The 18,161-nt window shown below is 71.5% G+C and carries 13 protein-coding genes and 1 pseudogene; 8 read left to right on the forward strand and 6 right to left on the reverse strand.

Features of this window, described 5'->3' with window-relative positions; genetic code table 11:
* Nucleotides 1–58 precede the first annotated feature (58 nt).
* From ACIGDI_RS25345 to ACIGDI_RS25355, 3 genes are all read right to left on the reverse strand, one after another.
* Nucleotides 59–2,092 (reverse strand): ABC transporter ATP-binding protein, encoded by a 2,034-nt coding sequence (locus ACIGDI_RS25345; protein WP_399900665.1) that lies wholly within the window; start codon nucleotides 2,090–2,092, stop codon nucleotides 59–61.
* A gap of 104 nt (nucleotides 2,093–2,196) precedes the next feature.
* Complete coding sequence (locus ACIGDI_RS25350) at nucleotides 2,197–2,328, reverse strand: hypothetical protein (RefSeq protein WP_272178080.1); 132 nt, start codon at nucleotides 2,326–2,328, stop codon at nucleotides 2,197–2,199.
* A gap of 211 nt (nucleotides 2,329–2,539) precedes the next feature.
* Entirely contained in the window at nucleotides 2,540–5,566 is a 3,027-nt protein-coding gene (locus tag ACIGDI_RS25355) for an FAD-binding and (Fe-S)-binding domain-containing protein (protein ID WP_399900668.1), read from the reverse strand.
* 247 nt (nucleotides 5,567–5,813) lie between these two features.
* On the opposite strand from ACIGDI_RS25355, the gene ACIGDI_RS25360 reads away from it, so the two are divergent.
* The 6 genes from ACIGDI_RS25360 to serC all read left to right on the forward strand — a co-directional run bounded on the left by ACIGDI_RS25360 (nucleotide 5,814) and on the right by serC (nucleotide 12,196).
* Nucleotides 5,814–7,676 (forward strand): ATP-binding protein, encoded by a 1,863-nt coding sequence (locus ACIGDI_RS25360; protein ID WP_399900671.1) that lies wholly within the window; start codon nucleotides 5,814–5,816, stop codon nucleotides 7,674–7,676.
* The gene (locus tag ACIGDI_RS25365) at nucleotides 7,673–8,092 is read left to right on the forward strand and encodes a roadblock/LC7 domain-containing protein (protein WP_200705556.1); all 420 of its coding nucleotides are present in this window, start codon (nucleotides 7,673–7,675) and stop codon (nucleotides 8,090–8,092) included. The genes ACIGDI_RS25360 and ACIGDI_RS25365 overlap by 4 nt, the downstream gene beginning before the upstream one ends.
* Nucleotides 8,089–8,436, forward strand: coding sequence for a DUF742 domain-containing protein (locus ACIGDI_RS25370; protein ID WP_399900674.1), 348 nt, complete (start codon nucleotides 8,089–8,091; stop codon nucleotides 8,434–8,436). Before ACIGDI_RS25365 ends, ACIGDI_RS25370 begins: the two co-directional genes overlap by 4 nt.
* Nucleotides 8,417–9,661 carry a cytochrome P450 gene (locus ACIGDI_RS25375; protein WP_399900677.1) on the forward strand — a complete coding sequence of 415 codons (1,245 nt, stop codon included), beginning with the start codon at nucleotides 8,417–8,419 and terminating at the stop codon, nucleotides 9,659–9,661. The genes ACIGDI_RS25370 and ACIGDI_RS25375 overlap by 20 nt, the downstream gene beginning before the upstream one ends.
* 75 nt (nucleotides 9,662–9,736) lie before the next feature.
* Complete coding sequence (locus tag ACIGDI_RS25380; protein WP_399900680.1) at nucleotides 9,737–10,990, forward strand: cytochrome P450; 1,254 nt, start codon at nucleotides 9,737–9,739, stop codon at nucleotides 10,988–10,990.
* A gap of 87 nt (nucleotides 10,991–11,077) precedes the next feature.
* A complete protein-coding gene (gene serC / locus ACIGDI_RS25385) occupies nucleotides 11,078–12,196 on the forward strand; it encodes a phosphoserine transaminase (protein WP_200703468.1) in 1,119 nt (372 codons plus the stop codon).
* A 67-nt stretch (nucleotides 12,197–12,263) separates the two neighbouring features.
* Here serC and ACIGDI_RS25390 read toward each other — a convergent pair whose 3' ends face one another.
* The 3 genes from ACIGDI_RS25390 to ACIGDI_RS25400 all read right to left on the reverse strand — a co-directional run bounded on the left by ACIGDI_RS25390 (nucleotide 12,264) and on the right by ACIGDI_RS25400 (nucleotide 16,656).
* Nucleotides 12,264–13,862 carry an alpha/beta hydrolase gene (locus tag ACIGDI_RS25390; RefSeq protein ID WP_399900684.1) on the reverse strand — a complete coding sequence of 533 codons (1,599 nt, stop codon included), beginning with the start codon at nucleotides 13,860–13,862 and terminating at the stop codon, nucleotides 12,264–12,266.
* Between the two features lie 167 nt (nucleotides 13,863–14,029).
* A complete protein-coding gene (locus ACIGDI_RS25395; protein ID WP_399900687.1) occupies nucleotides 14,030–15,556 on the reverse strand; it encodes a cellulase family glycosylhydrolase in 1,527 nt (508 codons plus the stop codon).
* 119 nt (nucleotides 15,557–15,675) lie between these two features.
* On the reverse strand, nucleotides 15,676–16,656 hold the full coding sequence (locus ACIGDI_RS25400; protein WP_399900689.1) for a WD40 repeat domain-containing protein: 981 nt from the start codon (nucleotides 16,654–16,656) through the stop codon (nucleotides 15,676–15,678).
* Between the two features lie 120 nt (nucleotides 16,657–16,776).
* Between ACIGDI_RS25400 and ACIGDI_RS25405 the strand changes: the two genes are divergently transcribed.
* Together ACIGDI_RS25405 and ACIGDI_RS25410 are read left to right on the forward strand one after the other, a co-directional pair.
* Complete coding sequence (locus ACIGDI_RS25405) at nucleotides 16,777–17,451, forward strand: SGNH/GDSL hydrolase family protein (RefSeq protein WP_399900692.1); 675 nt, start codon at nucleotides 16,777–16,779, stop codon at nucleotides 17,449–17,451.
* A 114-nt stretch (nucleotides 17,452–17,565) separates the two neighbouring features.
* Nucleotides 17,566–18,149 (forward strand): annotated as a pseudogene (locus ACIGDI_RS25410) (Uma2 family endonuclease).
* Nucleotides 18,150–18,161: the final 12 nt, after the last annotated feature.

Raw genomic sequence — 18,161 nt, forward strand, 5'->3', positions numbered from 1 at the left:
GCTAATAGCCTTCGTCAGGCCCGTAAACCGCTTATGCGGCTGTCCCGCATGGTGGACCTCAGATGCCGGGCCAGGGTGCCTCGTCACGGAAGAGGGGGCGCCCGTCGTCGAGGGCCATGGGGACCGCGCTGTGGGCGTACAGGTCGTGGGCGTACTGGTCGTGGGCGTACTGCTCGTAGGCGGCCTGTTCGTAGGGGTACGCCGGTTCCTGCCAGGTGCCGTGTCCCTCGTACAGGTAGACCGGCTGCGCCGGTTCGGCGGCCGGCCGCTGTTCCACGAACAGGGGCATGCGCAGCTCGCCGGTGTCCATCACCGCGTTGTTCTGCGAGCGGTGCAGCCGCGCGTACGCGCCGCCCCGCGCGAGCAGCTCCTCGTGCCGGCCGGTCTCGACGATCCGGCCGCGGTCGACGACCAGGATGCGGTCGGCGTCGGGGGCGAGGTTGAGGTCGTGGGTGATCATGATGGTCGTGCGGCCCGCCATCAGGCGGCGCAGCGGCTTGACCACCCGGCGGGCGGCCATGGCGTCGAGGCCGGTCGTGGGCTCGTCCAGGACGAGGACCGGGGAGTCGCGCAGGATCGCCCGCGCGATGGCGAGGCGCTGGAGCTGGCCGCCGGACAGCCGGGCCGAGTTGGGGTCGACCCGGGTGTCGTAGCCGTCCGGGAGCCGGACGATGAAGTCGTGCGCGTCCGCCGCCCGCGCGGCCTCCTCGATCGCGTGGTCGCTGGCGCCGGGGCGGCCGCAGGCGATGTTGGCGCGAACGGTGTCGTGCAGCACGAGCGTCTCCTGCGGCAGGAGCGTGACGTACTCGCGCAGCCGGGCGAGGGGGAGGTCCCTGACCGGTACGCCGTCCAGGAGTACGTCGCCCGTGTCCGGGTCGTAGAAGCGCAGCAGGAGTTTGGAGACCGTGGACTTGCCTGCGCCGCTCGGGCCGGTGACGATCACCAGCTCGCCGGGGGCGACGGTGAAGGACAGGCCCTGCAGGGCGACGGTTTCGGCGCCCGGGTAGGTGAAGGAGACGTCACGGACCTCGACGGCGCCGTCGGGGCGGCCGGTCACCGCGGCGTGGCGGGGGTCGGCGACCGAGGGGCGGACGTCCAGGATCTCGATGAGCCGCTCGGCGCCGGCGGTCGCGGCGGTGACCGTCAGACCGAGCTGGGCCAGGCCCCGGACCGGGGGGTAGAGGTAGCCGAGGAAGGCGGAGAAGGCCAGCAGCTGGCCCAGGGTCATCCGGCCGGTGGAGATCTCCCAGGCACCGATGCCGATCACCGCGAGCACGCAGACCGTCTCGATGACGGCGACGAGTTGCTGGTACGCCTCGTTGAGGCGGGTGGAGCGAACCGAGGCGCGGAACCAGGCGTTCGCCTCCTCGCCCAGCCGGCGGCGTTCGGCGTCCCGTCGGTCGTACGCCTGGGTGAGCACGATGTTGGACAGGGACTCCTCGACGACGGAGGTGATCGCGCCGTCGGCGACCCGGCCGTCCCTGGACACGTCCTTGATGGAGCCGGAGAACCGGCGGGCCGCCAGCCAGAAGAGGGGGGCCAGGACGAAGGTGGCGGCGGCCAGGTCCCAGCGCAGCCAGAAGGCGGCGGCCGCGTAGAAGAGGGCGGAGAAGACGGCGGACGCGGCACCGACGAGACCGGAGACGACCATGGTCTCGATCGCCTCGACGTCACTGGTCAGCCGGGACAACAGGTCGCCCTGGCGGTGGCGTTGGAAGAAGTGCGGGGGCAACTGCTGTACGTGGTCGAAGACGTGCTCGCGCAGTCTCATCACGAAGCGTTCGGTGACCCAGGCGGCGACGGAGTTGCCGGCGTAGGCGACGACCGCGCCGACGACCGCGACCGCCAGCCACTTCGCGGCCGGCCCCCAGAAGGCGTCCAGCGACCCCTTCTGCAGGGCGTTGTCGGTCAGGTCGCTGAAGACCAGGATCGCCTCGGTCTCGGCGAGGGCGGCGAGCACGGTGCACGCCCAGACCAGCAGCAGCCAGCGGCGCAGCCCTCCGGTCAGCGGCCAGAAACGGCGGAACGCGGTACGGGCCGGAATCGTGGGAGTGCCGTACTCGTACTCCTCGTCATCCTCTTCCCTATCCATTTCACATTTCCTCCGCTTTCTGTCGCGAGAATTTGCTGCGGAAGTCGACGAATTCCGCAAGCAGAGAGGACCGACGGAATACCGTCGGCCCTCTCAGGACTCACTCAGTTGTCGTCGCCGCCGGGGATCGGCTTCGGCACCGGGGGCTTGGGGTGCTTCTTCTTGGGCTTCGGCGGCGGCGGGGGAAGGTGCTTGTTGGACTTCGGGGGCAGCGGGGCGAGCTTCTTGAGGCTCATTCCGACTCCTAGTGTTTCGCAGTTCAGTGGTTCGGGAATTCCGCGTCCGGCTCCCCGACACCGATGAACCTACACGCCCCGCAACTCAAGCAACGGCAAAGTCGGCGATGTAATGGCAAGCAGGCGCTGTGAATACCTTGGAGAATCCTTGGAGCGCCCGCCGAACCTGAGATTTCTCTTATGAACCTGAGAGGAACCTTTTGAAGGGACGTCAGTCGAGCCCCTCGGCCAGCACCTGTGCGAGGTGCCGGGCCCGCACTCCCGCGAGCTGCTCCAGCTGGGTCCGGCACGAGAAGCCGTCCGCCAGCACCACGGTTCCCTCCGGGGCCTCACGGACGGCGGGCAGCAGCCGCTCCTCGGCGCAGGCCGCCGAGACCTCGAAGTGGCCTTTCTCGAAGCCGAAGTTGCCCGCGAGGCCGCAGCAGCCGCCGGTCAGTTCGCCGGTGAGGCCGGCGGCCTGGCGCAGACGGCGGTCGGGGGCGTCGCCGAGGACCGCGTGCTGGTGGCAGTGGGTCTGCCCGGCGACGGGACGGTCGAGGGCGGGCGGGTTCCAGTCGGGGGCGTACCGCTCCAGCGCCTCCGCGAGGGTGACGACCGAGGCGGCGAGGCGGGCCGCGCGCGGGTCGTCGTGCAGCAGCTCCGGCAGGTCCGTGCGCAGGGCCGCGGCGCAGCTCGGCTCCAGGACGACGAACGCCGGAACACTCTCGCCCAGCCGCGGGTCCAGGAAGGGGTCCAGCAGGTCCAGGGTCCGCCGCAACACGGTTCGCGCGCGGTCGAGTTGGCCCGTGGAGAGGTAGGTCAGCCCGCAGCAGACGCGGGCGCCGCGGGAGGTCAGCGGGTTCGCGCTGTACCCCCACGTCTCACCGTCGGGCGTCTGCTCGACCTCCGCCTTCCACTTCATCCACGGCGTCTGCATCACCACCAGCCCGGCCGCCTCCAGGACGCGCAGGGCCGCCTTCCCCACCTCCGGCGCGAAGTGCTCGGTGAAGGTGTCGGGCCACAGGGCGACGACGGGCGGGAAGTCGTCGTCGGTGTCGGTGTCATCGGCGGCTTCGGTGTTGTCCGTGACGCCGTCGGTGGCGTCGGGGCCGTCCGTGTCACCGGTGTCGTGCGGGTGCCGGGCGCCGGGCCGGCCGCCGCTCTTCCTCCACTCGGCCATCATCCGCCGCGCCTGTTCCACGGACCTGCGCCGCCACCACCGGCTGAAGGTCTCCGGCGCGATCCGCGGCAGCTCCCGCTCGGGCGCGATCCCGCCCAGCCGCTTGGCGAGTGCCGCCAGCGGGCCCACCGAGGCGAGCGCGTTGACCGGGCCCGCCGTCCGGGTCCGCGTCACCCAGCGCAGCCACAGCGGCAGCCACCCCATGCTGTAGTGCGCGGCCGGGCGGCGCCGTCCTGCGTAGTGATGGTGCAGGAACTCCGCCTTGTAGGTGGCCATGTCGACCTCGACCGGGCAGTCGGAACGGCACCCCTTGCAGGACAGGCACAGGTCCAGCGCGTCCCGCACCTCCGTCGACCGCCAGCCGTCGGTGATCACCTCGCCGGCCAGCATCTCGTGCAGCAGCCGGGCCCGGCCGCGCGTGGAGTGCTCCTCCGCGCCGGTCGCCCGGAAGGACGGGCACATGACGGAGGTGCCGGCGGCGGACGTCGTACGGCACTTGGCGACTCCCACGCAGCGCCGTACCGCGGCCGAGAAGTCGCCGCCGTCCGCCGGGTAGCCGAAGGCCACGTCGACCGGCTCGCGCGGCAGGACGGCGAAGCGGAGGTTGGTGTCGAGGGGCGCGGGGCGGACCAGCATCCCGGGGTTGAGGAGGTCGTCGGGGTCCCAGACCGCTTTCGCCCGCTCGAAGAGGGCGACCAGTTCGGGGCCGTACATCCTCGGCAGCAGCTCCGCCCGGGCCTGGCCGTCCCCGTGCTCGCCGGACAGCGAACCGCCGTGGGCAACGACGAGTTCGGCCAGCTCCTCCGAGAAGCGCCGGAAGCGGGCGACGCCCGCCCCGGTCAGGAGGTCGAAGTCGATGCGGACGTGGATGCAGCCGTCCCCGAAGTGGCCGTACGGCGTCCCGCGCAGGCCGTGGCTCGTCAACAGCCCCCGGAAATCGCGCAGATACGCGCCGAGCCGCGCGGGCGGCACCGCGCAGTCCTCCCAGCCGGGCCATGCCTCGGTGCCGTCCCGCATCCGCGTCGCCGTGCCGCTGGCGTCCTCGCGGATCCGCCACAGAGCCCGCTGCCCGGCCGGGTCGGTCACGACGAGCGAGTCCAGGACGTCGGCCGCCCGCACGATCGCCTCCGCACGCGCGCGTGCCTCGCCCGGCGACTCCCCTCCCGCCTCCACGAACAGCCACGCGCCGCCCCTGGGCAGCCCGGCCGACGCCGCGGGGACCAGGTCCGCGGCCATCCCCTCCACCGTGAGCGGCCGGTACGGCAGCAGTCCCGCCGCGGCCTCGGCTGCCGCGCTCTCGTCCGCGTAACCCAGCACGGCCAGCGCACGCGCGCGGGGTGCCTCGACGAGTCGTACGACCGCTTCCGTGAGCACCCCCAGGGTGCCCTCGCTGCCGCAGAAGGACCGGGCGACGTCGGCGCCCTTCTCGGGCAGCAGCGCGTCCAGCGCATAGCCGGAGATACGGCGGGGCAGCTCCGGATAGCCGGTCCGCAGCAGCGCCAACTCCCCCTCCACCAGCGCCCGCAGGCCCTGAGGCGCACCGGCCCACTCACGCCCGAGCCGCAGCCGCTCGCCGCGCGCGGTGACCACGTCCAGCTCCCGCACGCTGTCCGCCGTCGTCCCCCAGGCCACCGAGTGGGAGCCGCACGAGTTGTTGCCGATCATTCCGCCGAGCGTGCAGCGGCTGTGCGTGGAGGGGTCGGGGCCGAAGCGCAGGCCGTGCGGCGCGGCGGCCTCCTGCAGACGGTCCAGGACGAGACCGGGCTGGACCACGGCCGTACCCGCCTCGGGGTCGACGGCCAGCAGGCGGTTCATATGACGGGTGAAGTCCAGTACGACTCCGGTGCCGGTCGCCTGTCCGGCGATCGACGTGCCCCCGCCGCGCGCCACGACGGGCACCCCGCGCTCCCGGCACACCGCCAGCACGGCCGCCACGTCGTCCGCGTCCCGGGGCGCGACCACTCCCAGCGGGACGCGCCGGTAGTTCGACGCGTCCATCGTCGTCAGCGCCCGGGCCATGACGTCGAAACCGACCTCACCCCGGACGGCCCCCCGCAGCTCCGCCTCGAGATCCGTCATGCCCCCAGCATGCATCCCGCCACTGACAGTGACGACGGTTCTGTCCACCGGACTCTCACCGATGGGTGGACGGAAACTGTGAACGGATTCCGAACCTTCCCAATTCGATCACGAACTCCCATATAGTGACCGCCAGTTGAGCACCAGGTGTCTCTACGCGCTCAGGAGATGGACAGGCTCACGGCACGGACACGGACAAGGACGACCGAGGACCCCCACCGAGGACCCCCGACCGAGGACCCGACTCATGACCGCCCCCCTCCAGCCCGGCGAACGTCCCTCCCTGCGCTCCCTCGCGCCCGTCCCCCTGCTCACCGCCGTACTGGCCGCCCTCGTGGTGGCCGGCGCGGTCGCCCGGACCCCCCAGGCGCAGCGCGTGCCGGTCGGCCTCGGCGCGGGCGCCGGGGCCCTGCTGCTGTGCGTGGCCGTCGCCGTGGCCACCCGCTCCGTCCGGACGGCCCGGATCACCCGCCGCCGGCTGGAGGCCGTCACCGCGGACACCGGGCGGCTGCTGCAGGACCGGATCCGGCAGAGCGCGGAGTTCGACCAGGAACGGGTGCGGCTGACGGAGGAGCTGACCCGGGAGCGCGCCCGCTACGCCGCCGAACTCGCCCAGGAGCGTGCCCGGTCGGCCGCCGCGATCGGTGCGGAGCGGGCGCGGCTGGCCGCCGAGCACGCCGATCTCGCCGAGCGGGCCCGGCGGGCCGAGCAGGAGCGCGCCGCCGCGATCTCCGCCACCGCCAACGCGGCCGGCCGGCTGCAGGCCCTGGCCACCGGGATGCTCGCCGACCTGCGCGCCATGGAGGAACGGCACGAGGACGAGGACGTCCTCGCCGACCTGCTCCACCTCGACCACCGCACCGCGCAGGCGGGCCGGATCGCCGACTCCGTCGCCGTCCTCGCGGGGGCCCGCTCCGGGCGCCGTTGGGCCCGCCCGATCGGCATGGAGTCGATCCTGCGGGGCGCGATGGGGCGCATCAGCGGCTACCGGCGGGTGCGCGTGCACTCCGCGTGCGAGGCAGCGGTCGCCGGACACGCCGCCGAGGGGGTCATGCACGCGCTCGCCGAACTGCTCGACAACGCGGCCAACTTCTCGCCGCCGACCGCCGAGGTGCACGTCTACGTCGAGGAGGTGCCGGCCGGGGTCATCCTGTCCGTCGAGGACAGCGGGCTCGTCATGGGCGACGTGCAGTTGCGCCGCGCCGAGCGCGCCGTCTCCGGTGACCTCGGCGGACTGGGCGGCCTCACCGGCACCCGCCTCGGCCTGGCGGTCGTCGGCCGCCTCGCCCTCAAGTACGGCCTGAAGGTCTCCTACCGCCCGTCCGCCCGCGGCGGCACCGGTGTGCTGATGCTGGTACCGCAGGACATCCTCGTACCGGAACACCCCGCCGCACCCGCACCCGTCCCGCTCGCCCTCCCGGAACCCCCGCCGGACCCCCCGACGGAACCTGCGACGGCACGTCCGGTCGAGGGTGCGGAGTGGGGCGACGGCGAGCGGACCGGGCCCACCGACACCGACCCACCCACCTGGCCGTGGTTCGAGGGCACCCCCCAGGGCGAGGGGTCGTGGCCCGGCAACGGCGGCACGGCGCTGGTCCCTTACGGCGAGGAGTGGCCGGTGTCCTACGGGCACTCCACGTCGCTCGTCCCCGCGGAGACCCACCACGCCCCCGCCTCCTCCGAGCAGAGCCCCCTGCCCGGCCACGAAGCGTCCGACCGGGTCGCGGATTCCCTCAGCGACGGCCTGCCCCAGCGGCGCCGTGGCCGCGCGCTCGCGGAGGTCGAGCAGGAGCGGGCACGCGCGCGTGCCGCGCAGACCGAGCAGGAGCGCCAGTGGGACCGCACCCGCGCGCGTGCCGCCGGCGCCCCGGACGACGAGCCGCCGCGCCCCGACGTCGTCTCCCTGGACGACCCGCTGGCCCGTGCCGCCCGCTTCAGCAGCTTCCAGCGGGCCGTCCGCGGCTCGCTCTCCGACCTGGGGTCGACACCGCCGACCGAGGGCGCCGTCACCCCCACGGAACAGACACCCGGCCCCGGCACTGACGCCCGGGCCGTCCCCGACCCGACCAGCACCTCCCGCCCCCACCCGGAAGGCAACGCCACCTCATGACCGGTACCGGCACCGGCGCGACCACCGTCGACGAGAAGCTCACCTGGCTCATCGAGGGGCTGCTGGAGCGCACCCCGGGGGCGCGGCACGCGCTCGTGCTGTCGCGGGACGGGCTGAGGCTGTGCCGGACGCCGGAGCTCACCGTCGACCGGGCCGACCAGCTCGCCGCGATCGCCGCCGGGATCCAGTCGCTGGCGCACGGCGCGTCCATGGAGTTCGGGGACGGCAGCGGCGGCATACGGTCGGCGATGACCGAGTTCCACGGCGGCGTGCTGTACATCGTGGAGGCGGGCGACGGCGCGCATCTGGCCGTGCTCACGGAGGAGGACACGGACGCGGGACTGGTCGGGCACAACATGAGCGAACTCGTGGAACAGCTCGGCCTGCATCTGACCGCACAGCCCCGGACGTCATGAGCCGCCCCGGCAGGGACGACTCACCCGACCGCCTCTACACCCTCACCCAGGGCCGCGCCCGCTCCGCGCCGGGCAGCCCCTTCGACCTGGTGACCCTCGTGGTCGCCGAGTGCGATCCGGCGCCCGGCATGCAGTCGGAGCACGTGACGATCCTGCGCGCGGCCCGGCTCCCCATCGCCGTGGTGGAGTTGGCGGCCGAGCTGCGGCTCCCCGTCGGCATCACCAAGATCCTCCTCTCCGACCTCCTCGCGGCCGGCCGCGTCAGTGCCCGCCACCCGAAGAAGGCCGCCGTCATCGACCCCGACGTCCTGGAACAGGTGCTCGTTGGACTCCGCAACCTCTGACGCCCGCATCCCCTCGGGTGCGACCGTCCCCGTACCGCTCGGTGGACCAAGGTTCCAGACCGAACCGGCCCGGCTGTACCGCGAGATGCGGCGCGAGCACGGTGCCGTCACCCCCGTCGTGCTCGACGGCGGCGTACCGGCCTGGCTGGTGCTGGGCTATCGCGAGCTGCACCAGGTCACCGGCGATCCGGTGCTGTTCAGCCGGGACTCCGGGCTGTGGAACCAGTGGGACCGCATCCCCGCCGACTGGCCGCTGCTGCCGATGATCGGCCGCGGGCAGCCCTCGATCCTCTACACCGTCGGCGAACGCCACCGCGAGCGCGCCGCGATGATCAGTGACGCGCTGGAGGCCGTCGCCCCTTCCGAACTGCGCGGCCACGCCGAGAAGTTCGCCGACGAACTCATCGACGCGGTGTGCGGGCGGGGCGAGGCGGACGTCGTCACCGAGTACGCCATGCTGCTGCCGGTGCGCGTCCTGGCCCGGCTCTTCGGCTTCCCCGACGAACAGGGGCCGGGCCTGGTGACCGCGCTGAACGACATGATCGACGGCCGGGAGCGGGCGCTCGCCGGGCAGACCCACCTGGCCGGCTCCATGGCCCGGCTGGTGGCCGAGCGCAAGGCCCACCCCGCCGACGACGTGGTGTCGAGGATGCTCGCCGACCGCTCGGGCTTCGGTGACGAGGAGATCGTCCAGGACCTGATGGTGATGATGGCGGCCGGCCACCAACCGACGGCCGACTGGATCGGCAACTCGCTGCGCCTGATGCTGACCGACGAGCGTTTCGCGGCCTCCCTCTTCGGCGGCCGCAACAGCGTCGCCGACGCCATGAACGAGGTGCTGTGGGAGGACGCGCCCACGCAGAACGTGGCCGGCCGCTGGGCCGCCCGCGACACCCAGCTCGGCGGCCGCCGCATCCGCGCCGGCGACCTGCTCCTGCTCGGGCTCCAGGGCGCCAACTCCGACCCGCAGGTGCGCACCGACGGCTCCGCGCTCACCGGCGGCAACAGCGCGCACTTCTCCTTCGGGCACGGCGAGCACCGGTGCCCGTTCCCGGCGCAGGAGATCGCCGAGGTCATCGCGCGCACCGGCATCGAGGTCGTCCTGGACCGCCTGCCCGACATCGACCTGGCCGTCCCCGCCGAGTCCCTGACCCGCCGCCCCTCCCCCTGGCTGAGAGGCCTCTCCCGTCTGCCGGTCCGCTTCACCCCGGTCCCCACCCTCTGACCGCGGACCGAAACCGGCCCCGCACCGAAACCCCACCCGTGCGCCATTCCCGACCCCCCTGCCCAGGAGGCCCGTATGACCACGACCGGTGTCGAGCAGCCCCGCGCGGAGGAGACGCGTATCGCGCTCGATCCCTTCGTGAGCGATCTGGACGGCGAGAGCGCGCGGCTGCGGGCGGCGGGGCCGTTGGCCGCCGTGGAGCTGCCCGGCGGCGTGCCCGTGTGGGCGGTCACCCGTCATGCCGAGGCCAAGCAGTTGCTCACCGATCCGCGTCTGGTGAAGGACATCGGCGTCTGGGGTGCCTGGCGGCGCGGCGAGATCCCGCCGGACTGGCCGCTCATCGGCCTCGCCAACCCGGGCCGCTCCATGCTGACCGTGGACGGCGCCGACCACCGGCGGATGCGCGCGCTGGTCGCCCAGGCGCTCACCCCGCGCCGGGTGGAGGAGATGCGGGGCCGGATCACGGAGCTGACCGAGCGGCTGCTCGACGACCTCGCCGCCGCGGCCACCGACGGGGTCGTCGACCTGAAGGCCGCCTTCGCCTACCCGCTGCCCATGTACGTCGTGGCCGATCTCATGGGCATCGACCAGGCACGCCTCCCCCGTCTGAAGGAGCTCTTCGAGAAGTTCTTCTCCACCCAGACCCCGCCGGCCGAGGTCGTCGCCACCCTCACCGAGCTCGCGGGCGTCATGGCCGGCACGGTCGCCGCCAAGCGTGCCGAGCCGGGCGACGACCTGACCTCGGCGCTGATCCTGGCCTCGGAGAACGGCGACCACCTGACCGACGAGGAGATCGTCTCCACGCTCCAGCTGATGGTCGCGGCCGGCCATGAGACGACGATCTCGCTCATCGTCAACGCGGTGGTCCAGCTGTCACTCCATCCGGATCAGCGGTCCCTGGTGCTGTCCGGCGCGGCCGACTGGTCCCAGGTGACCGAGGAGACCCTGCGCCACTCCACCCCCACCTCCCACGTCCTGATCCGCTTCGCGACCGAGGACGTACCGGTCGGCGGCAAGGTCCTCCCGGCGGGCGACGCGCTGATCGTGTCGTACGCCGCCATCGGCCGCGACGAGAAGGCGCACGGCCCGACCGCCGGGGACTTCGACATCACCCGGACCTCGGCCAACCGTCACATCAGCTTCGGGCACGGCCCCCACGTCTGTCCCGGCGCCGCACTCTCCCGCCTGGAGGCCGGGATCGCGCTGCCCGCCCTGTACGGCCGCTTCCCGGACCTCGACCTGGCGGTACCCGCCGGCGAACTGCGCAACAAGCCGGTGGTGACCCAGAACGACCTGTTCGAGCTGCCGGTCCGCCTCACGCTCTCGTAGATCACCACAAGTCCACGGGCCGGAGAACCCGTCTCATCGAACGGACACGTTTCCGTGCGGTTTCGCCGAGGGGATACGCTCCGGCTCGTGGCTGAGATCCAGATTCCCGCTGACATCAAGCCCGCCGACGGACGTTTCGGCGCGGGCCCCTCCAAGGTGCGGACGGAAGCGCTGGACGCGCTGGCCGCCACCGGTACGTCCCTCATGGGGACCTCCCACCGCCAGGCTCCGGTGAAGAACCTGGTCGGCAAGGTCCGTGAGGGCATCTCCGAGCTGTTCTCCCTGCCCGAGGGCTACGAGGTGATCCTCGGCAACGGCGGCTCGACGGCCTTCTGGGACGTCGCGACGCACGGGCTGATCGAGAACAAGTCCCAGCACCTCAACTTCGGCGAGTTCAGCTCCAAGTTCGCCAAGGCCGCCAAGCTGGCCCCGTGGCTGGCCGAGCCGACCGTGATCGCCTCCGACCCGGGCACCCACCCGGAGCCGCAGGCCGAGGCGGGCGTCGACGTCTACGCCTTCACGCACAACGAGACCTCCACCGGCGTCGCCATGCCGATCAAGCGCGTGGCCGGCGCGGACGAGGGCGCCCTGGTCCTGGTCGACGCCACCTCCGGCGCCGGCGGCCTGCCGGTGGACGTCGCCGAGACGGACGTCTACTACTTCGCCCCGCAGAAGTCCTTCGCCTCCGACGGCGGCCTGTGGATCGGCGTCTTCTCCCCGGCCGCGATCGAGCGCGCCGAGCGGATCCACGCCTCCGGCCGCCACGTCCCGGAGTTCTTCTCGCTGCCGACGGCGATCGACAACTCCCGCAAGAACCAGACGTACAACACCCCGGCGCTCGCCACCCTGTTCCTGCTGAACGAGCAGCTGGAGTGGCTCAACGGCCAGGGCGGCCTGGACTTCTCGGTGCGCCGCACCGCCACCTCCGCGCGCACGCTGTACGGCTGGGCGGAGGACGTGAAGTTCGCGACGCCGTTCGTCGCCGACCCGGCCAAGCGCTCCCAGGTCATCGGCACGATCGACTTCTCCGACGAGATCGACGCGGCCGCCGTCGCCAAGGTGCTGCGCGCCAACGGCATCGTCGACACCGAGCCCTACCGCAAGCTCGGCCGCAACCAGCTGCGCGTCGCGATGTTCCCGGCGATCGACCCGGCGGACGTCGAGGCGCTGACGAAGTGCATCGACTACGTGATCGAGAAGCTGTAACCGCTCCCCACCCCGTACGACGACGAAGGGCGCCCGGTGAACACCGGGCGCCCTTCTCGCGTGTCGCTCAGCCGCGGAAGCCGAGCAGGCCGTGCAGGGCCTCACCGCGCGCCCCGGCGGCCGGCTGCTCCGCCGTCAGCGCGGACTTCGCCGTGCTCAGCGGCTTCGGGTCGGCCGTCTTCTGGCAGACCGCGTCGGCCGTGCCGTGCCCGCGCGGGACCGTGCCGTCGGTCAGGTACTTCGCCAGGTACTTGTCCAGGCAGGCGTTGCCGCTCAGCGTGATGCCGTGGTTGCCGCCGCCCTGCTCGACGACCAGGCTGGAGTGCTTGAGCAGACGGTGGACGGTGACACCGCCCTGGTACGGGGTGGCCGCGTCGTTCGTCGCCTGGAACAGCAGCACCGGCGGCAGCTTGGAGTTGGCGACGTTCACCGGCTTCAGCGACTTGGTGGGCCAGAACGCGCACGGCGCGTTGTACCAGGCGTTGTTCCAGGCGTTGAAGGGCGCCTTGGCGTACACCGCCCAGTTGTCCTTCTCCCACTGTTTCCAGTCCCGCGGCCAGGACACGTCCCGGCACTGCACGGCGGCGTAGACGCTGTAGCCGTTGTCGCCGGAGGCGTCGATCGCGGCGAAGTTCTGGTACGCCGTCAGCAGCGGGGCGGAGTTGTGGTCGTTGACGTACGCGGCGAACGCCTGGGCCAGGTAGGGCCAGTAGCCGTTGTAGTAGCCGCCGGGCAGGAAGGTGTCCTCCAGCTCCGCGGCGCCCGCCTTGCCGCTCGCGGGCTTCTTGGCGAGCTCGGCCTGCATCGCGTACCACTTGGCCTCGATCTTGGCCGGGTCGGTGCCGAGCTTGTACGTCGAGTCGTACTTGGCGATCCACGCCATGAGCGCCTTGTGGCGGGCGTCGAAGGCGTAGTCCTGGCCGATGTTGTCGTCGTACCAGACCCCGTCGGGGTCGACGATCGAGTCCAGGACCAGGCGGCGCACCTGGTGCGGGAAGAGCTTGGCGTAGACCTGGCCCAGGTAGGTGCCGTAGGAGTAGCCGAAGTAGTTGATCTTCTTGGCGCCGACGGACTTGCGGATCGAGTCCATGTCCTTCACGGCGCTGACCGTGTCGATGTACGGCAGCACGTCCGCGTACTTGCGGGCGCAGGCGGCGGCGAAGGACTTGGCCCGCTCCAGGTTGGCCTTCTCGATGGCCGGGCTGCTGGGGACGCTGGCCGGGCGGACGGGGTTGAAGTAGCCCGGCTTGCAGTCGAGGGCGGGCTTGCTCTCGCCGACGCCCCGCGGGTCGAAGCCGATGACGTCGTACTGGGCCGCGACCGCCTTGGGCAGCGAGGAGGCGACGAAGGAGGCCAGGCTCAGGCCGCTGCCGCCGGGGCCGCCGGGGTTGACCAGCAGCGGGCCCTGGAACTTGGTGGCGGTGTGCGGGACCCGGGTCAGGGCCAGGGTTATCTTCCGGCCCTGCGGCTTGGCGTAGTCGAGGGGCACCTTCACCGTCCCGCACTGCAGGGTCGGCGAGTCGTCCGTGCCGCACTTCTTCCAGGTGACCTTCGCCGGCTGGAAGGAGGGGGCGGAGGAGGAGGTGCCGGCCTCGGCGGGGACGGCCGTGAGCGATCCGGCAAGGACGACGGCCGTGCCGCACAGCACGGCTGCGCTTCTTCTCATGAAGTTCCCTCGCGAGATGGGGGGTTGGAAGGACCGGAAAGTTCACGGTCCTGTCCGGATCTTTTCGAAGAAGCACGAACACATGGAACAACTTGGGTAAAGATTTGAATCTCCTGTGATCTGGAGGCGCCCGTTCCACACTTGGGCGCCCCCGTCCCACAAGGCCCCTACGACGCCGTGCAGTTCACGGCCGGCACGCTTCCGCCGCCGGGAGCGCCCCCGAACCCGAACGTCACCGAACTCCCCGCCGCGACGCTGCCGTTGTGAGCGGCGTTGACGGCGGTGACCGTCGAACCGGTCTGCGTGTACGAGGCGTTCCACATGTTCGCGACCTGCTGCGAACCGCTCCAGGTCCAGGTCACCTTCCACGAACCGATCGCCGTGGTACCGGTGTTGGTCACCTTCACCTCGGCGTTGAACCCGCTCCCCCAGTCGCTGCTGACGGTGTAGACGGCACTGCACGCGGCGGTGCTCCCGCCGCCACCACCACCGCCTCCGCCACCGCCACCGGTGCCGGTGCCCGGGAACAGCGGCGCCTTGACGCTCGCCAGGTATCCGTCCTTCGCGGTGTCCACGGTCTGCCAGTCGTCCTTGAGGATCCCCCCGGTGTCACCGGAGTTGGGGTTCCAGGACCAGAAGGTCCAGTGGAAGGAGTCGGCTCCGTACGTCGAGGTCGGGCGCAGGTAACTCACCAGCGCCGCCAGCCACTTCTGGTCGGTCGTGGAGGCCAGCGTGGTACCGAACTCGCCCACCCACACCGGCGCGATGTTCTGCTTGAAGATGTAGCCCCAGTACTTGTCCCAGACGCCCGGCATGTTGGCCGGGAACGACGGGTCGCTGAACCAGGGCTGCTGGGCGACGCTGGTGGCGTAGTCGTGGGCGGAGTACACCACCCGGTTCGCGACGTTCAGTTGGACCGGGTACTGGGCGACTCCCATGAGGTTGCCGCCCCACCACCCCGACACACCGTTGAACGTCTGCACGCCCTCGACGAAGATCAGCAGGTCGGGGTTGACGGAGAGCACCGCGTTCCCGGCGCGCTGAGCGGCGAGCCGCCAGTCGGTCGCCGTGTCCCCGCAGCCCCAGCAGGCCGGATCGTGCGGCTCGTTGTGCAGGTCGATGCCCACCACGGTGTCCTGGCCCTTGTAACGGGCGGCCAGCGCCTTGAGGTTCGCGATCCACGTCGACTCGGGGACCGCCGAGGTGTACCAGAGCGCCGACTGGCCGCCGGAGTCCGGGCGGTGCCGGTCGAGGATGACCTTGAGCCCGTCCTGGCCGGCGTAGGCGACGAGCTTGTCCATGACCTGGAGGGAGTTGAGCCCCTGCAGGTCGGCGTTCTTGCCGCCGCTGAAGTCGATGCTGTTGGGGACGGTGGAGGACTTGAAGATGTCGTCGCTGTAGGGCAGCCGGATGGTGTTGTAGCCCAGTGACCTCATCTGGTCGATCATGGACTTGTAGTCGCGGGACCACAGGCCGTGGACGACGTAGTTGCCGGTCTCGAAGCCGAACCAGTTGATCCCGGCGATCCGGACCGGCTGCCCGGCCGCGTCGAGGATCTGACGGCCGCTGGTGTGCCAGTACCCGGCGCCGGCCGCCTCGGCCGCCGCGTCGGCCGGTTGGACACCGACACCGGCCAGCGGCAGCACAAGCGCTGCGGCCACCGCGCACAACGCTCTACGCAGGCTGCGGAACATGTCGCTGCTTCCTCCTCGGGAGGCGCGGGCCCGGAACGAGTGGGAGCGCTCCCACAACCCGGCGCCTCCCATGGAAGCCAAGCCACATGAACACGTCAAGTGCTATGACAGGGCCCGCGTCACCGGCGCCGGAACAGCCTCCGCGCCCCAAACGCCAGCGCCGCCACGACGACCACGGCGAGGGCGCCGACCTTCAGGTTGCCGCCCGAGCTGCCGCCGTCGCTGCCGGAGGCGCTCGAACTGCCGCCGCCGGAGGGCGTCTTGGCGGCGGCGGCACCGCCGGGGGCCTCCTTCGCCTGGACGGGGCTGTCCTCGCCCTCACTGCCGTACATCAGCCGGGTCCCGTCGGGCGAGTAGCTGACGGACTCGCCCTGCCGCTGCAACGGCACCTCCAGCCGGCCCTCGCGCTTGATCCTGCCGCCGTTCCAGTCGTAGTAGATGCCGCCGAAGTAGCCGCGCACGGCGAGCTGTCCGCCGTTCGGGGAGATGGCGGCGTCCGTGGCCCAGAGGTCGACGGTGGCGACGGGGCGGAAGTAGTTGGTGCCGGAGGCGGAGAGCTCGGCGGGGCCCTCGAACAGGTGCCCGCCGTTCTCGTTCTTGTCGATGATGTACACGCGCCCGGTCTTCGGGTCGACGACCAGCGACTCGGCGTTGCGGGCGCCGTCCGTGTACTTCACGACGTACTGCGTGGCCCGCACGGTCTGGTCGACCAGCTTCTTCGGCTCGGGCAGCCGGTAGATCCACACGTACGGCCACTTGCCGCCGAGGTTGTCGCCGATGTCGCCGACGTAGATGTGGTCGTCCGGCCCGATGGAGATGGCCTCGACGTCGCGCGGCGAGCCGATGCCGCTGAGGGCGACGCGGGCGACCGTCTTGCCGGTGGCGCTGTCGACCGCGTAGATGTACGGCCCGTCGCTGCTGTCGTTGTGGGTCCAGTAGACCCCGGGGTGCAGGCGGGAGGCGGCGAGTCCGCTGGACTCGGTGATCCGGGGGTCGGAGATCGTGAACCCCTTGTCCCCCTTGCCGTCGGAGGCGGAGGCGGGCACGGCGAAGGCGCCCACGAGGAGGACCCCGGCGAGGAGAGCGAACGGTCGGCGCATGCCCCAAGCCTGCCATCCCCGCCGGGCGTTCACGGGCGGGGAGACCGCAGGACCGACGGGTGGCGGGCCTCACACCCCGCCCGTCCCATTGATCCCTCCCGGATCGTCCATCATGAGCGGATGCTTAGGTTCATGCCGGTCGGTGACTCCATGACGATCGGGAGCGCGGGGGAACACACCTGGCGTTACCGCATGTGGCAGCACCTGCGCGACACTCACGGCGGCCCCTACGCCCTCGTCGGCCCCCGCGAGACGCTGTACGACAAGGCGACGGACGCCCCGACGTCGTACGAGTACGCCGACCCCGACTTCCCCCGCGCCCATCTGGCCGGCTGGGGCGAGGGCTGGCTGCACATGGCGCCGCTGATCGCGGAGGCGGTGCGCGCACAGCGCGCGAACGTGCTCCTGGTCTCGCTGGGCCTGATCGACCTGGGCTTCTACACCAACGCCGAGCAGACGGCGGAGAACGTGCGCCGCTTCGTGGCCGAGGCCCGCACGGCGAACCCGCGCGTCCGCATGGCCGTGCTGCCGGTGATCCCCAACGTCCGCGCCGCCGAGGACGCGCCCTTCGCCGCCCAGGTGACCCGCTTCAACGAACTCCTCGCGAAGGCGGTCGCCGACCTGGACGAGCCCCGCTCCCCGCTCCTGCTCGCCTCGCCCCCGCCGTCGTACGACATCCACCTCGACACCTACGACGGCACCCACCCGAACGCGAGCGGCGAACACAAGATCGCGGCGGCCTTCGCGGACGCCATGCACCAGGCGTGGGGGGTCGGGAAGCCCTACGGGGGCTGAACCGGCACGGCGGCGATCGGACGCCCGTTCCGCCCCTCGTGACCTGGTCACCGTGCGTATCGTGGTACCGCGCGGCTGTACCTGTGCGTGGGGCAGCCGGGGAGGAGCGCCACGATGACCGTCCTTGAAGACAGGATCGAGATGGCCGACCACAGCGGCGAGCTGACTCTGGACAAGCTGTTCGAGTCGCTTGAGCGGACCACCCCCGAGGGCTACAAGGTCGAGATCGTCGAGGGGGCCATCTTCATGACGCCGCAGCGGGACACGCACTGGGAGATCATCCTGGACATCGTCGAACAACTGCGCACCAAGTACCCGCGCAGGCGCGTGAAGTCCGATGTCCGGATCGACTACCCCGGTCACCTCAACGGCTTCGCCACCGATGTGACCCTCGTGTCCGAGGACGCCGAGAAGGACGAGAAGGGGCTCTGGAGCCACCAGGACGTCGAGTTCGTGGCCGAGGTCATCTCGAAGGGCACGGCGCACAACGACTACGGGCCCAAGAAAACCGCCTACGCCGTCGCCGAAGTCCCCGTCTACCTCATCGCCGACCCCTACCAGGGCAAGTGCCACTTGTTCACCCAGCCAAGGACGGCGACTACGTGACGGAGACGACCGTCAGCTTCGGAGGGGACGTCGACCTCACCGGCACGGACGTCGGTCTCACGCTCAAAACGGATGAGTTCCCCCGCGACTGACTGACACAATCC

Source organism: Streptomyces sp. NPDC085900 (assembly GCF_044540925.1).
Taxonomy (GTDB): Bacteria; Actinomycetota; Actinomycetes; order Streptomycetales; family Streptomycetaceae; genus Streptomyces; species Streptomyces gilvifuscus.

What these genes read in the sequence shown, in the direction of transcription:
- ACIGDI_RS25395 (WP_399900687.1), bottom strand. Translation starts at nt 15,556, where the DNA reads ATGTTCCGCAGCCTGCGTAGAGCGTTGTGCGCGGTGGCCGCAGCGCTT.
- ACIGDI_RS25345 (WP_399900665.1), bottom strand. Translation starts at nt 2,092, where the DNA reads ATGGATAGGGAAGAGGATGACGAGGAGTACGAGTACGGCACTCCCACG.
- ACIGDI_RS25380 (WP_399900680.1), top strand. Translation starts at nt 9,737, where the DNA reads ATGACCACGACCGGTGTCGAGCAGCCCCGCGCGGAGGAGACGCGTATC.
- ACIGDI_RS25405 (WP_399900692.1), top strand. Translation starts at nt 16,777, where the DNA reads ATGCTTAGGTTCATGCCGGTCGGTGACTCCATGACGATCGGGAGCGCG.
- ACIGDI_RS25370 (WP_399900674.1), top strand. Translation starts at nt 8,089, where the DNA reads ATGAGCCGCCCCGGCAGGGACGACTCACCCGACCGCCTCTACACCCTC.
- ACIGDI_RS25355 (WP_399900668.1), bottom strand. Translation starts at nt 5,566, where the DNA reads ATGACGGATCTCGAGGCGGAGCTGCGGGGGGCCGTCCGGGGTGAGGTC.
- ACIGDI_RS25365 (WP_200705556.1), top strand. Translation starts at nt 7,673, where the DNA reads ATGACCGGTACCGGCACCGGCGCGACCACCGTCGACGAGAAGCTCACC.
- ACIGDI_RS25360 (WP_399900671.1), top strand. Translation starts at nt 5,814, where the DNA reads ATGACCGCCCCCCTCCAGCCCGGCGAACGTCCCTCCCTGCGCTCCCTC.
- ACIGDI_RS25350 (WP_272178080.1), bottom strand. Translation starts at nt 2,328, where the DNA reads ATGAGCCTCAAGAAGCTCGCCCCGCTGCCCCCGAAGTCCAACAAGCAC.
- ACIGDI_RS25400 (WP_399900689.1), bottom strand. Translation starts at nt 16,656, where the DNA reads ATGCGCCGACCGTTCGCTCTCCTCGCCGGGGTCCTCCTCGTGGGCGCC.
- ACIGDI_RS25390 (WP_399900684.1), bottom strand. Translation starts at nt 13,862, where the DNA reads ATGAGAAGAAGCGCAGCCGTGCTGTGCGGCACGGCCGTCGTCCTTGCC.